Below are 14,177 nucleotides of genomic sequence, written 5' to 3' on the forward strand. Positions count from 1 at the left end.
GCCCGACGTTCCCCGCCAGCCGCGCATAAAAAAGGCCCGACTGCAGGGCAGCCGGGCCAAGGTCGATACAACCTGTTAACGCACCTGGAAACGTTGCTCGGCCAGCAGCCGGTCACCCTGGAACACCATGAAATGCCACTCGCCAGCCACCAGTTCGTGGGGCTCGGTAAATTCGTAGGCCATGACGTCCATCGGCGCGCCAGGCATCAGTTTCTGCACCACCTCGATCTTGTCCTGGCGGCGGCCATCGGCGCCGACCAGCCCAGGCGTGAGGTACAGCAAGGTCAACGGCGCATCGGTCGCGACCTTGCCGGCCAGGCGGTAGCGCATGCCGAACTTGGTGCCCAAACGCCCCGGCACCTGATCGGTCGCTTCGATCGCCTGATTGGCACGGGTCAGCACGCGCTCACCCGGCTGCGGGTCCTTGATGGGGGCAGTGGCGAATACGCCGTACTCGACCGGTCCTTCGACCTGCACATCGGCCATGGCCAGGCTGGATGCCAGGCCCAGCGCCAGTGCGCTCAGGCTGAACAGTTTCATCTCGCGCTCCTAGATTGGGATGGCGCGAGGCTATGACACGTCGGTTACAGCCGTGTGACAGTCAGATGCTTACTACTGCGTCAGCTGCCCCTGCTGCTTGCGTGGCAGCACCGCGAGGAAATTGTCCCTAGCCACCTGGCGCGCGACCTGTTCCGGCAGCGCATCGAGGAACGGATTGAACGCCGTCAAGTAGTCGCCCAGCCCCTCGAAGCGCCCGACCACGTCAGAGCCCAGCATAAAGCGCGTCGGGTGCTGCTCAACCAACTGCAACCAGGCTTTGTCTGGCTTGCCGTCCTTGTCCAGCAGATAGGGCCGCAGCACGCTCCAGGACAGATCGATATACAGGTTCGGGTAATCGGTGAGCATGCGTTCCAGGGTCGGCAGGAGGAAATCGAGCTGCTCCTGGTGCCGGTGGATTTCCATGCTGGTGCCGGCATGGGCCCAGATGAAGCGTACATGCGGATGGTTGCGCAGCGGCTCCTCGATTTCCGCCAGGTACAAGGGATTACGCTCGCGCTTGGAGGTGATGTTGCTGTGCAGCAGCACCGGCAGGTCGTACTCGGCGGCCAGGTGATAGACCCGCGTCATGGCCTCGTTGTTGGCCCGCGGCGTGTCACCGTAGATCAGCGCAGTGAGGTCGTCGTGGCGGGTGAACACTTCGCCCAGGCCCTGCCAGAGGCCGGGGTCCAGTTCGAGCATGCGGCGGATATGCGCATCGGCGTTCTTGTCGGTCGGATTGAATCCGGACAGGAAGGGATGCAGACGCTGACGCTGCTCCGCCGGCAAGCGCCGGACCGCATCGGCCACCAGCACGTCGGTGGCGCTGTACCAGTAGGCGCCAGCATCGTCGCCGGCGTAGTAGCGAGGTCGCTTGGGTTCGTCCTCGTGCCACTTCTTCGCCACCGGAATGCCGCTGATCAACGCATGGTCGATGCGCCCGGCGGCCATGGCTTCGAGCAGCGGCGTCATGCCGTCGCTCTCCTGGAAGAAATCCACGTAATGCAGGTGGGCATCGCTGTAGTGGTAGTCACGGGCCAGCGTGGGGTACGCCAGCAGGCTCAAGGCTACGGCCAGCAGTAGACGGTGATGGGGCAAGGGCAATCCTCCTGACAGTCCTGGCAAAGGTAGACCAGCCCGGCAATCGCGAGGTTCACTGGCGCGGTGCCAGCACAACGGCCATCATGCTCGTAGCCCCAAAACGAGCCTGCCCATGCGCCGCCTGCTACCCCTGTTCGCCCTGCTCTGCTGCCTGCCGCTACAGGCTGGCGAGTTGCTCACTTACCCACGGCACTCCGAGGGGGAAAACCCCGAAGCCTATGTCGTCGAACTGCTGCGCCAGGCGCTCGACAAGAGCGGCGCCGGCCACCGCCTGCAGGCCTCGGACAAACCGATGCCGCAGAGCCGCGCCCAACTTTCCCTGGAGCAGAACGACGGTCACCTGCAAGTGATGTGGACCATGACCACCCGCGAGCGCGAGCAGAACCTGCTGCCGGTGCGCATCCCCATCTACAAGGGCCTGATCGGCTGGCGCGTGGCCCTGGTCCGCGAGGAGGACCGCGACTGGCTGGCCTCGGTACGCAACCTGGCCCAGCTAAAACCCATGCGCATCGGGCAGCGTGCGGACTGGCCCGACACCCACATCCTGCGTAGCAACGGCCTGCAGGTGATCACCAGCCAGAGTTACGACAGCCTGTTCCGCATGCTCGACGCCGGGCGTTTCGACCTGTTCCCCCGCGAAGTGGTGGTGGCCCATGACGAGCAGCAACGCGCCAGCGCGGCCGGGCTCAAGCTGGTGGTGGACTCGCATATCGTCCTCCACTACCCCTCCGCCTTCTATTTCTTCACCTCACGCGCCCGCGCCGACCTAGCAGCAGACCTGCAGCGCGGCCTGGAGGCGATGATCGCCGACGGCAGTTTCGACCGCCTGTTCGAGCAGTACCACGGCGAACATCTGCGCAAGGCCCGCCTCGACCAGCGCCAGGTGATCGAACTGCAGAACCCGGACCTGCCGGAACAGACCCCGTTCGAGCGCAGCGAGCTGTGGTACCGCCCGAGCGCACCCAAATAGCGCCAGTCGACAGATGACGCACTGGTCCGACGCGCCCAGAGAGTCATTCTTACGGCGCCAGCCCCATGACGCGCCGCCAGCAGTGATGGCACTGTGCTTGCACTGCTCCCTGCAGACTATCAAGGGAGCTTCCTCATGCTGCAGTTGCTGCGCACCAACGCCCGCCGCGCCGAGAACGAAGAGGCGCTCAGCGCCCTGTTCAACCAGCACGACCTGACCACTCGCCTGCCCGAGCAGCAGGCCTGGATGGGCCGCCTGAACCGTTTCAGCGACGGCCTGCACCAGCGCATCCGCACCAGCCTCGGCGCCGCCGTCGGCATCGCCTCGCACGCCCCGCAACTGGCCGATATTGCCAGCGCCAACCAGGAAAGCGGACAGAGCCTGGCGCAATCTTCGGAGCTGATCGCCAGCGCCAGCGAGCAGGTCACCACCACCCTGGATGTCGAACTGGTGCCCGGCGCCGCCGAAGTCGCCCGCCTCTCCGGCGAGGTCGCCAGCACCCTGCGCCAATGCCAGCAAAGCGGCCAGGACGTGCTCAACCAGGTCGAAGCCATCGGCGCCTGCGAAGCCGAGCTGGGCAAGGTGATCGGCAACCTGGCCGGGCAACTGGAAGAGGTCAGCAAGGTCATCGGCGTGATCGCCAGCATCTCCCAGCAAACCAACTTGCTCGCGCTCAACGCCGCCATCGAGGCCGCTCGCGCCGGCGAGCACGGCCGAGGCTTTGCCGTGGTGGCCGAAGAGGTCCGCCGCCTGGCCGGCCACACCACCGAATCCACCGGCCAGGTCAGCCAGATCATCGAGCGCTTCCGGGATGGCATGGCCCAGCTCGGCAGTGCCGGCGAACGCATGCACCAGGCCGTGGAAGATGGCCGCGACGGCATGCTGCAGGTTGGCGCTGGCCTCGATAGCACGCGCCAGGCCATGGACATGCTCGACGAGCGCGTGAGCCACATCGCCACCGGCACCGAGCAGATCGGCCAGGCCGTACGCTCGATCAATGGCGATGTGCAACAGATCGCCCAGGTCGCCGGCGACCTGCTTGGCAAGGCCGGCCAGGTGCTGCGCCACAGCCAGGCCGTGCGCGAAGATGGCGACCGCCTGCTGCAAGGCCTTGGCGACTTCCGTCTGGAGCTGCACCGCGCGGTGCAAAGCGGCGTCGAGCAACTGGCCCGCCAGTCGGCGCTTAGCGGCGACCTCCTTGGAGCGGAACGCCTGCTCAGCGAGACGCTGCGCCGCGATGCGCGTTTCGAGCTGTTCTACCTGGTCGACAACAACGGTGTGCAGCTCTCGGAAAATATCTTCGCCAGCGACGTACCGCACCAGGAAGCGGCCTCCTGCCGCGGCCGCAACTGGAGCCAGCGTCCCTGGTTCCGCGCGGTGGCCGATGGCCTGCGCAGTCACATCACTCCGGTCTACCGCTCTTCGGCCACCGACGATTTCTGCTTCACCGTGTCGGTGCCGATCCTCGGCCAGGATGGCCGTTTGCAGCGCGTGCTTGGCGCCGATGTGCGCCTCTCCGTACTGGTCTGAAATGGCGTTGCTGGGCTAGGCTGGGTCACCCAGCCTAGCGAGGAAGCACCATGATCCGTATCAGCACTGAAAGCGGCATGCGCCACAGCATCGAAATCGGCGACCACCTGCTGCACACCGATGTCCCCGTCGAATACGGCGGCAATGCCTCCGGGCCGGAACCCCACGACCTGTTCGATGCCGCCCTCGGCGCCTGCAAGGCGTTGACCCTGATGCTCTACGCCAAGCAGAAAGGCCTGCCGCTGGAAGGCCTCGACGTACGCGTCAACCGCGACGACAGCGAAGAGCGCCAGGGCATCTATCGCCTGGCCGTGGAGCTGGACCTGCACGGTGCGCTGGACGATGCCCAGCGTGAGCAACTGCTGCGAGTGGCCGACCGCTGCCCGGTGCAAAAACTGATTACCAGCGCTGACGTGCAGATCAGCACCCGCCTGGGCGAAGTCTGAACATGAGCGGCCTGCTGCTGATCCAACCGCGCCTGGAAGACATCGCCGGCCAACCGATCCTGCGCCCGTTGCCGTCGGCCAAGTGCCGCAGCGTCGGGCCGTTCGTGTTCTTCGATCACATGCTGGAACAGGCCTACCCGGCCGACAGCGGGATGAACATCAACCAGCACCCGCACATCGGCCTGTCCACCCTCACCTACCTGTTCGAAGGCGCGCTGCAACACAAGGACAGCCTCGGCTCCGACCAGCTGGTGCAGGCCGGCGATGTCAGCTGGATGACGGCCGGGCGTGCCGTCGCCCATGTCGAACGCACGCCGGCAGCGCTCTGGCAGCAACCCACGCGCCTACACGGCCTGCAAGTTTGGCTGGCGCTGCCACAGACCGAGGAACAGGGCGAGCCCAGTTACAGCCACCACCCGGCCGCCAGCCTGCCGCGCAGTAAAGCCATGGGCGTGGCGATTATCCTGATCGCCGGCAACGGCTTCTGCCTGCAATCGCCGGTGCCGGTACGTTCGCCCACGGTCTACGCCGAGCTGAAACTGCAGACAGGCGCCAGCTTGATGATTCCCGCCGAACACCGCGAGCGCGCGCTGTACCTGATCGACGGTGAAGCCACGCTGGAAGAGGACGACCTGCCGCTACAAGGCCTGGCGGTCTTGCCCGAAGGCGAGGCGCTGACGCTGAGCGCCAGCAGTGAATGTCACCTGGTGCTGATCGGCGGCGAGCCGCTGGGGCCACGGCGGATGTTCTGGAATTTCGTCGCCAGCGATCCAGCGTTGCTGGAGCAGGCCAAGCAACGCTGGCACGCCGGTGACTGGCCGCAGGTGCCGGGTGAGCAGCAACGCATCGAACTGCCAACCGTAGGGCGGGTGAAACCCGCGTAAACAGACCCTAGGGTGGATGACGCTCTGCTCATCCACCAATGGCCCCGCTCGGCGGATCGGTGAAGCGTGATCCACCCTACGTTGTGAACCCGCTCCGCGTGGGAATGCGCCCTTGGAACCTATCTACGCGGGTTGCATCCGCCCTACGCGAACACTTCGTCGAACAGGTCATACATCGCCGCAAAAGCACGGTGCGATACCTTGGCGTCGTACTGCATCTTGCCGGGGATGTTGGCCTGCGGGTCGGTGAAGGAATGCACTGCGCGGCCATAGCTGATCAACTGCCAGTCGACCCCAGCCGCGCCCATTTCCTCGGCGAACTCGGTCAGCTGCGTGCGCGGCACGAACGGATCGGCCGCGCCATCGAGCACCAGCACCGAACCCTTGATGTTCTGTGCTTCCGCCGGGTTGGCGCTGTCCAGCGTACCGTGGAAGGACACCGCCGCCTGTAGCGCTGCGCCAGAGCGGGCCATCTCCAGCGCACAATGCCCGCCGAAGCAGAAGCCGAATACCGCCAGGCGGCTGCTGTCCAGCGGGATGCCGGGCTGCGCCTTGAGGCTGTCGAGAGCCGCCTGCAGACGCTGGCGCAGGGCGGGCTTGCCCTTCACTGTCATCATCGCGGCACCAGCTTCGTCCATCCCCTGCGGGCGCAGATCGGCACCATACACGTCCGCAACCAGCACCACGTAGCCACGCGCTGCTACCTGCTGGGCGATCTCGATGGCACCGGCGGACACGCCCATCCAGTTCGGCGCCATCAGCAGGCCGGGGCGCGGGGCCGCGTGGGATTCGTCGTACAGCAATTGGCTGGCGAAGGTCTGGCCGTCGATTTCGTAGCGCACGGTCAGGTTGGCGATCGAGTTCATGGCATCTCCTTTGAGGTCGAGGCAAAACGCAGCGGCCTGGGCCGCCAGGCAAGACAGATTCAGTCCTGTAGGGTAGCGCTCTCCTGCTCTGCCAGCCCACGGCTATAGGACAGCAGTTCCCAGGTTTGCAGCGTCATGACAGTTCCAGCACAGAGCGAAGCGAAAGGATGGTTATTAGAACCCGCTCACTCGTGCTCGGCCCAGCGCTGCTTGATCTGCAGGATCTCCGGCATCTGGGTCAGAAACAGCTCCACCAGCTGCGGATCGAAGTGTTTGCCGCTTTCCCGGCGCAGCAGGTCGAGGGTGTCTTCCACCGACCAGGCGGCCTTGTACGGGCGCACGCTGGTCAGCGCATCGAACACATCGGCAATCGCAACGATGCGCCCTTCCAGGGGGATTTCCTCGCCCTTGAGGCCGTTCGGGTAGCCGCTGCCGTCCCACTTCTCGTGGTGCGTCAGGGCGATGCTGCGGGCCATGCGCAGCAGCCCGGATTCGTGCTCGCCGATGATCTCGGCGCCGATCTGCGCGTGGCTGCGCATTACCCGCCACTCGGTTTCGTCAAGCTTGCCGTTCTTTTGCAGGATCGCGTCGGGAATGCCGATCTTGCCCACGTCGTGCATCGGTGCGGCGTTGAGCAGATCGTCGGCGGCCAGCTCGCTGAAACCGGCAGCCAGGGCCAGCACCCGCGAGTAATGGCTCATGCGGATCACGTGCAGGCCGGTTTCGTTGTCTTTGTACTCGGCAGCCAGGCCGAGGCGCTGGACGATCTGCAGGCGGGTCTGCTTGAGCTCATCGACGCGCACCAGCGACAGGTGGGTGCGCACCCGCGCCCGTACGATCGGCGGGCTGACCGGCTTGGTGATGTAGTCCACTGCGCCCACTTCGAAGCCACGCGCCTCGTCATCGACATCGGCCAGGGCGGTAACGAAGATCACCGGGATCGCCAGCGTTTCAGCCGCCTGCTTGAGGCGCGTACACACCTCGTAGCCGGTCATGCCCGGCATCATCACGTCGAGCAGGATCAGGTCCGGCCGTTCGCGCGCGGCCAGCTCCAGGGCCTTGTCGCCGTCCTTGGCAAAGAACAGGCGGTAGTCGTCCTGAAGAATCTGCCGCAACACCTGCAGGTTGGTCGGCTCATCATCGACCAGCAGGAGTTTCGGGCGGGTATCCACGGGGTCACTCATTACCAGGGGCTCCGGACTGCTGCTCGAGGTTGCCGAGGAGTTCGGCAAGCAAGGCATCGGCACGCTCGAAATCGAAATTATTGATCGCCGCCTCAAGGGCCTGCGCCTGCCTGGCAGGCAGCGTATCGAGCAATTGTTGCAAGGCCTGTTCGGCCAGCTCGCCATGCTGCAGGGCGGTGCGCGATTGTTCGATCAGCGGCCGCATCTGTTGCAGTTCTACTGCGCCGGCAGCGGGCTTGTCCAGCGCTGCCGGCGGCAGTTCCGGCAGCTCGCCTGGCAGAGAGGCCAGGGCCTGGCCGAGGGCGGCCAGCAGTTCCTCGGTCGAGGCCGGCACCGCGCCCTTGAGCGCATGTTCCAGTTGCCCGGCCAGGCGGCTCAGCGGCAACAACGCAAGGTTGGCCGCCGCGCCGCGGACCCGGTGGGTCAGCTCGATGGCCGCAGCCTGGTCGCCGGCGTGCAGCAACTCAGCGATGCGCAGGCCGGCCTCGCCATGCTCGTGCAGGAAACGCCGAATGGCCGCCAGCAGCGCGCTTTCGCTGCCCCACAAGGCGATACCCCGTGGCCAGTCGATGGTCGTTGGCCGCTCATGCACTACCGGCGCAGGCGCGGCACTGGGTTGAGGCGCCAGGCCCAGCACCGCGGCGATCTCGGCCAGCAGCTTGTCCATTTCCAACGGTTTGGAAGCGAAGCCGTCCATGCCGGCCTCGCGCGCGGCGCGGCGATCCTGCTCCAGCACGCTGGCGGTCAGGGCGATGATCGGCGTCGGCTCCAGGCCGTTGACCTGCTCGTGACGACGAATCCGCCGAGTCGCCTCCAGGCCGTCCACCCGAGGCATCTGCACGTCCATCAGCAGCAGGTCGAAGCGCTCGGCGTGGAAGGCCGTCAGCGCTTCCTCGCCATCGTAGGCGGTGACCACGCTATGCCCCAGGCGACTGAGGATCAGGCTGAGCAGCTCGATATTCTGTGGCACGTCATCGGCGGCGAGGATGCGCAGCGGCGGCAGGTTGGGGCCACCGGCGCTCGGCTCATGGCTGGTGGCCAAGCCCGCCGGCAGGCTCAGGTGAACATGGAAGGTGGTGCCCTCGCCGAGCTGGCTTTCGACCTCGATCCGCCCGCCCATCAGCTCGGTCAGTTGGCGGGCAATGGTAGTGCCCAGGCCGGTACCGCCGAAACGCCGGCTCATCGAGGCATCGGCCTGGGCGAACGGCTCGAAGATGCGCTGCAGGCGATCGGCAGCGATGCCGATGCCACTGTCACGCACGGCAAAATGCAGCTCGTCGCCCTGCCCCGCCCGTAGCTCCAGGCGCACCCAGCCGCGCTCGGTGAACTTCACTGCGTTGCCCACCAGGTTGGTCAGCACCTGCTGGATACGCAACGAATCGCCCTTGAAGTGCGCCCCCAGCTCGTCCGGGTAATCCAGCTCCAGGGTCAGGCCCTTGGCCTCGGCGCTCAGGCGCAGGGAATCGCAGATCTGCTGGCATAGCTCGCGCAGGGAAAAGTCCACGCGCTCCAGCTCCACCGCGCCGCGCTCCAGCTTGGCAGTGTCGAGGATGCCGTTGAGCAGCCCCAGCAACGAACGCGCAGCCTGGCGCACGGTGCCCAGGTGGCGCCGCTGCTGGCTCTCCAGCGAGCCGCCGAGGAGCAGCTCGGTGAAGCCGATGATGGCGTTCATCGGCGTGCGGATCTCGTGGCTCATGTTGGCCAGGAAGGTGGTCTTGGCGGCTGCGGCCTGCTCGGCGACTTCCTTGGCCTCGCGCAGGGCGCCTTCCATCTCGCGGCGCTGGCTGAGGTCGGTGGCGAACTTGATCACCTTGAACGGCTTGCCGTCGGCATCGAAGATCGGGTTGTAGGACGCCTGGATCCACACTTCGCGCCCGCCCTTGCCCAGGCGCAGGTATTCGCCGGCATCCAGCTCGCCGCGCCCCAGGCGGGCCCAGAACGCTGCGTATTCCGGGCTCTCGACATAGTCCTGCTCGCAGAACATGCGGTGATGCTGGCCCTGGACTTCCTCCAGCTGGTAGCCGGTCAGGTCGAGGAAGTTCTGGTTGGCATCGAGGATAGTGCCCTGCAGGTCGAACTCGACCACCAGCAGGGCACGGCGGATGGCCGTTACGGTGCTTTCGAACTCGGCATTGCGCAGCTTGTTCTCGGTGATATCCAGCAGCACGCCGTCGATCCACGTGGGTTTTCCGTGCTCGTCGAGCACCGCACTGCCGCTTTCCCAGATCCAGTGCTCTACGCCCTGGCGGTCATAGAGGCGGTATTCGACGGTGTAGTTGTGGCCCTGGCCGATCGCCGCCAGCACTTGCTCGGCCACCCGCTGGAAGTCCTCGGGGTGGTACAGCTCGCTGATCGACTTGCGCTGGCTCATGAAGTCGTCCGCCGTCCAGCCGGTCAGCGTCTCCACCGCATCACTGATGAACAGCATGGTCCAGTCGTCGTCCAGCAGGCAGCGGAACGACACCCCCGGGATGTTGCCGATCAGCGAGCGGTACTGCTGCTCGCTCTCGCGCAGCGCCTGCTCCATACCCTTGCGCGCACTGATGTCACTGATGAAGCCGACATACAAGGTGCGGTTCGGCAGTTTGGCCAGGCCGATGGCCAGGCGGATCGGCAACAGGCTGCCGTCCTTGAGCAGCGCGTCTACTTCGCGGCTGCCGCCAATGATGTCGCTCTGCCCCTCGAGCATCACCCTGGGCAGGTAATCCAGGGCACCCTGGTGGTAGCTCTCGGGAATCACGGTGTTGATGTGCCGGCCGATCAACTCCTGCTTGCTCCAGCCATACAGGCGTTCGGCAGCGGCGTTGAGGCCTTCGATCAGACCCTGGTCATCGATGATGACGATGCCATCCACCGCAGTTTCCAGAATCCCGCGCAGGCGCAGCTCGCTGCCCTGCATCTGCCGGAACAGCTGGCGATAGCGCAGCAGGCCGTTGGTGGCGGCGACGAAGATGGTCAGCGATACGGTGATCAGGGCCACGGCCAGGGCGATGAACACGCTGTCGGCATTGCTCTGCTGGTCCAGCGCCTCGACGCTGCCGATGAAACGCGCAGCCGCCATGCCGGTGTAGTGCATGCCGGCGATGGCCAGGCCCATGACCACGCTACTGGCGAGGATCGCCCGCCCCCCGGAAATCCGCCCGCGCAGACCAAAGCGCACCCACAGGGCGAGAATCGCCAGCACCACCGCCACGACGATGGACAGGGCAAACCAGTAAGGGTCATAGCGCAGCAACGGCGCCATTTCCATGGCCGCCATGCCGCTGTAGTGCATGGCGCCGATGCCGGCGCCCACCAGCACGCCGCTGGTGACCAACTGGATGGTGGTGATGCTGCGCCGCGCCAGCAACTGCAAGGCCACCCAGGAAGCGAAAAAGCTCGGCAGCAGCGACAACAGCGTGAGGCCGGGCGCGTAGTCGACCCGCGCACACAGCTGGAAGGCCAGCATGCCAATGAAGTGCATCGACCAAACCCCGCCGCCCAGCGCCAGCGACCCGGTGCCCAGTGCCACCTGGCGATACAGGCGGCTATCACTCAGGCGCGCCATGCCGGCGACCTGCAACGCCATGCCGGAGGCAAATACCGCGATCAGCAGCGATAGCGCCACCAACCAGGGGTTGTGGCTACCGTAGAGATACAGGCTGGGGTCGTTGGGATCGATGAACAGGCTGGTCAGGTACGACATGCGGAATACGGCTACCGAGGACTGCTGATAGTTAAGCCGTATCGGCCGCAGGGCCGATTCGCTTTAGCTGGCTATTAAATAGCCATCACCGGCTGAACTCCAGTCCCTTTCGCCGGGAAAGATGCGCTCTGTATCCTTCGTGGACACGACTTTAGCCGTGCAAGGAGGCTGACCGACTTGTACGGCCTGCTCCCTCGCCCCTCCGGGGAGAGGGTTGGGGTGAGGGGAAGAGGTTTCGTCGCCACACAGCATCTTCGCCAACACTGGCTGCGCCCCCTCACCCTGCCCTCTCCCCAAAAGGGAGAGGGTTCTGTCCGCGAGGTATGCCTATACCGTGGTAGGTGGCCTTACAGCTCTCGGTTTTATTCGCGCGTATAGCCGCTCCACCGAAACTGAGACTAACCGACTTGCACGGCCCGCTCCCTCGCCCCTCTGGGGAGAGGGTTGGGGTGAGGGGAAGAGGTTTCGTCGCCACACAGCATCTTCGACTGCACTGGCTGCGCCCCCTCACCCTGCCCTCTCCCCAAAAGAGAGAGGGTTCTGTCTGCGAGGTATGGCTATACCGTGGCAGGTGGCCTTACAGCTCTCGGTTTTATTCGCGCGTATAGCCGCTCCACCGAAACTGTGACTAACCGACTTGCACGGCCCGCTCCCTCGCCCCTCTGGGGAGAGGGTTGGGGTGAGGGGAAGAGGTTTCGTCGCCACACAGCATCTTCGCCAACACTGGCTGCGCCCCCTCACCCTGCCCTCTCCCCAAAAGGGAGAGGGTTCTGTCTGCGAGGTATGGCTATACCGTGGCAGGTGGCCTTACAGCTCTCGGAATTTTTCACGGATATAGCCCCTCCACCGAAACTGCAGCCATGAAAAAACCCGCCGAAGCGGGCTTTTTCACTTACAGCAGCGGTCAGGCAGACAGCTCGACCAACAGCTTGTTCAGGCGGCGCACATAGGCAGCCGGGTCCTTCAGGCTGTCGCCAGCGGCCAGGGCCGCCTGGTCGAAGAGGATGTGCGACAGCTCGCCGAAGCGCTCTTCGTCCGGCTCGCCGTCGAGTTTCTCGATCAGCGGGTGGGCCGGGTTGAACTCGAAGATCGGCTTGGACTCTGGCACTTTCTGCCCGCTGGCTTCGAGGATCTGGCGCATCTGCAGGCCGAGGTCCTGTTCGCCGATGGCCAGGATCGCCGGCGAGTCGGTCAGGCGGTGCGACACGCGCACTTCCGCGACTTCATCACCCAGCGCCGCTTTTAGGCGCTCGACCAGCCCTTCCTTGGCCTTGGAGACTTCTTCCTGGGCCTTCTTGTCCTCTTCCGAGTCCAGCTTGCCGAGGTCGAGGTCACCGCGCGCCACGTCAACAAAGCCCTTGCCGTCGAAGTCGCTGAGGTAGCTCATCAGCCACTCGTCGATACGGTCGGTGAGCAGCAGCACTTCGATGCCTTTCTTGCGGAACACTTCCAGGTGCGGGCTGTTGCGCACTTGCGCGTAGCTCTCGCCGGTGAGGAAGTAGATCTTGTCCTGGCCTTCCTTGACCCGCGCCAGGTAGTCGGCAAGGCCCACAGACTGCTCGCCGGACTCGTCGCTGGTGGAGGCAAAGCGCAGCAGCGTGGCGATCTTCTCCTTGTTGGCGAAGTCTTCCGCCGGACCTTCCTTGAGCACCTGGCCGAAGTTCTTCCAGAAGCCCTTGTATTGCTCGGGTTCGTTTTTCGCCAGTTTCTCCAGCATGTCCAGCACGCGCTTGGTCAGCGCCGACTTCATCGAGTCGATGACCGGGCCGGACTGGAGGATTTCACGGGAGACGTTCAGCGACAGGTCGTTGGAGTCGACCACGCCCTTGATGAAGCGCAGGTACAGCGGCAGGAACTGGTCCGCCTGGTCCATGATGAACACGCGCTGCACATACAGCTTGAGGCCGCGCGGGGCTTCGCGCTGGTACAGGTCGAACGGCGCGCGGGCTGGCACGTAGAGCAGCGAGCTGTATTCCAGCTTGCCCTCGACCTTGTTGTGGCTCCAGCTCAGCGGGTTCTCGTAATCGTGGGCGACGTGCTTGTAGAACTCCTGGTATTCCTCGTCCTTGATCTCGGTACGCGGACGGGTCCACAGGGCGCTGGCGCGGTTGATGGTTTCCCACTCGACCTCGGCCGGCTGTTCTTCGCCCTGGGCTTCCTTCGGCAGTTCGATCGGCAAGGCGATGTGATCGGAGTATTTCTTGATCACATTGCGCAGGCGCCAGCCATCGGCGAACTCTTCCTCACCGCTCTTCAGGTGCAGGACGATGCGGGTGCCACGCTCGGCTTTCTCGACGCCGGCGATGTCGAACTCGCCCTCGCCCTTGGACGACCAATGCACACCTTCGCTGGCCGCAGTACCGGCGCGACGGCTGTACACATCGACCTTGTCGGCAACGATGAAGGCCGAGTAGAAGCCCACACCGAACTGACCGATCAGGTGCGAATCCTTCTTCTGGTCGCCGGTGAGGTTCTTCATGAAGTCGGCGGTGCCGGACTTGGCGATGGTGCCGAGGTGAGCGATCACTTCCTCGCGGTTCATGCCGATGCCGTTATCGTCGAGGGTGACGGTCTTGGCATCCTTGTCAAAGCTGACGCGGATGCGCAGGTCGGCGCCACCTTCGAGCAGTTCTGGCTTGGCCAGCGCCTCGAAACGCAGCTTGTCGGCAGCATCCGACGCGTTGGAAATCAGCTCCCGCAGGAAGATTTCCTTGTTCGAATACAGCGAATGGATCATCAGGTGCAGCAGTTGCTTCACCTCGGTCTGGAAGCCCAGGGTTTCTTTTTGAGTTTCCACACTCATGGTCGTCTAACTCCACATGCAGGACAGGCCGCAAACGCGGCGGATGTCATGCAGATGGGGGCTTCGTTTGGGATTTCAAGTGTTTGCGCAGCGGGTCGAGTCCGCCGTGGCGAGCTGATCGCAGCAAGCGCTGCTATGTGATAACCGGCAAACAGACCCGTCATCCCCGCG

Annotated in this window: 10 protein-coding genes; 4 read left to right on the top strand and 6 right to left on the bottom strand. The window is 64.7% G+C overall.

Annotation, left to right across the window (positions count from 1 at the left end; translation table 11 throughout):
• Positions 1–75 precede the first annotated feature (75 nt).
• On the bottom strand, positions 76–540 hold the full coding sequence (locus H3H51_RS14620; protein ID WP_183089782.1) for a DUF3859 domain-containing protein: 465 nt from the start codon (positions 538–540) through the stop codon (positions 76–78).
• Positions 541–612: 72 nt separating this feature from the next.
• Entirely contained in the window at positions 613–1,641 is a 1,029-nt protein-coding gene (locus H3H51_RS14625) for an amidohydrolase family protein (protein WP_183089783.1), read from the bottom strand.
• Between the two features lie 109 nt (positions 1,642–1,750).
• Between H3H51_RS14625 and H3H51_RS14630 the strand changes: the two genes are divergently transcribed.
• The 4 genes from H3H51_RS14630 (at position 1,751) to H3H51_RS14645 (ending at position 5,468) form a co-directional block, all read left to right on the top strand.
• A complete protein-coding gene (locus H3H51_RS14630) occupies positions 1,751–2,608 on the top strand; it encodes a substrate-binding periplasmic protein (protein WP_183089784.1) in 858 nt (285 codons plus the stop codon).
• Between the two features lie 135 nt (positions 2,609–2,743).
• A complete protein-coding gene (locus H3H51_RS14635) occupies positions 2,744–4,138 on the top strand; it encodes a methyl-accepting chemotaxis protein (RefSeq protein WP_183089785.1) in 1,395 nt (464 codons plus the stop codon).
• 50 nt (positions 4,139–4,188) lie between these two features.
• Positions 4,189–4,584, top strand: coding sequence for an OsmC family protein (locus H3H51_RS14640; protein ID WP_183089786.1), 396 nt, complete (start codon positions 4,189–4,191; stop codon positions 4,582–4,584).
• Positions 4,585–4,586: 2 nt separating this feature from the next.
• Positions 4,587–5,468: a pirin family protein gene (locus H3H51_RS14645; RefSeq protein ID WP_183089787.1), complete on the top strand. Its 882-nt coding sequence runs from the start codon at positions 4,587–4,589 to the stop codon at positions 5,466–5,468.
• A gap of 143 nt (positions 5,469–5,611) precedes the next feature.
• On the opposite strand, the gene H3H51_RS14650 is transcribed toward H3H51_RS14645, so the two are convergent.
• The 4 genes from H3H51_RS14650 to htpG all read right to left on the bottom strand — a co-directional run bounded on the left by H3H51_RS14650 (position 5,612) and on the right by htpG (position 14,006).
• Complete coding sequence (locus H3H51_RS14650) at positions 5,612–6,334, bottom strand: dienelactone hydrolase family protein (protein ID WP_183089788.1); 723 nt, start codon at positions 6,332–6,334, stop codon at positions 5,612–5,614.
• A gap of 185 nt (positions 6,335–6,519) precedes the next feature.
• Positions 6,520–7,518 (bottom strand): response regulator, encoded by a 999-nt coding sequence (locus tag H3H51_RS14655; RefSeq protein WP_183089789.1) that lies wholly within the window; start codon positions 7,516–7,518, stop codon positions 6,520–6,522.
• Entirely contained in the window at positions 7,511–11,203 is a 3,693-nt protein-coding gene (locus tag H3H51_RS14660) for a PAS domain S-box protein (protein ID WP_183089790.1), read from the bottom strand. The genes H3H51_RS14655 and H3H51_RS14660 overlap by 8 nt, the downstream gene beginning before the upstream one ends.
• A 904-nt stretch (positions 11,204–12,107) precedes the next feature.
• On the bottom strand, positions 12,108–14,006 hold the full coding sequence (gene htpG / locus H3H51_RS14665; protein ID WP_183089791.1) for a molecular chaperone HtpG: 1,899 nt from the start codon (positions 14,004–14,006) through the stop codon (positions 12,108–12,110).
• Positions 14,007–14,177: the final 171 nt, after the last annotated feature.

Origin of the sequence: Aquipseudomonas ullengensis, from assembly GCF_014174475.1 — a bacterium.
GTDB lineage: Bacteria > Pseudomonadota > Gammaproteobacteria > Pseudomonadales > Pseudomonadaceae > Aquipseudomonas > Aquipseudomonas ullengensis.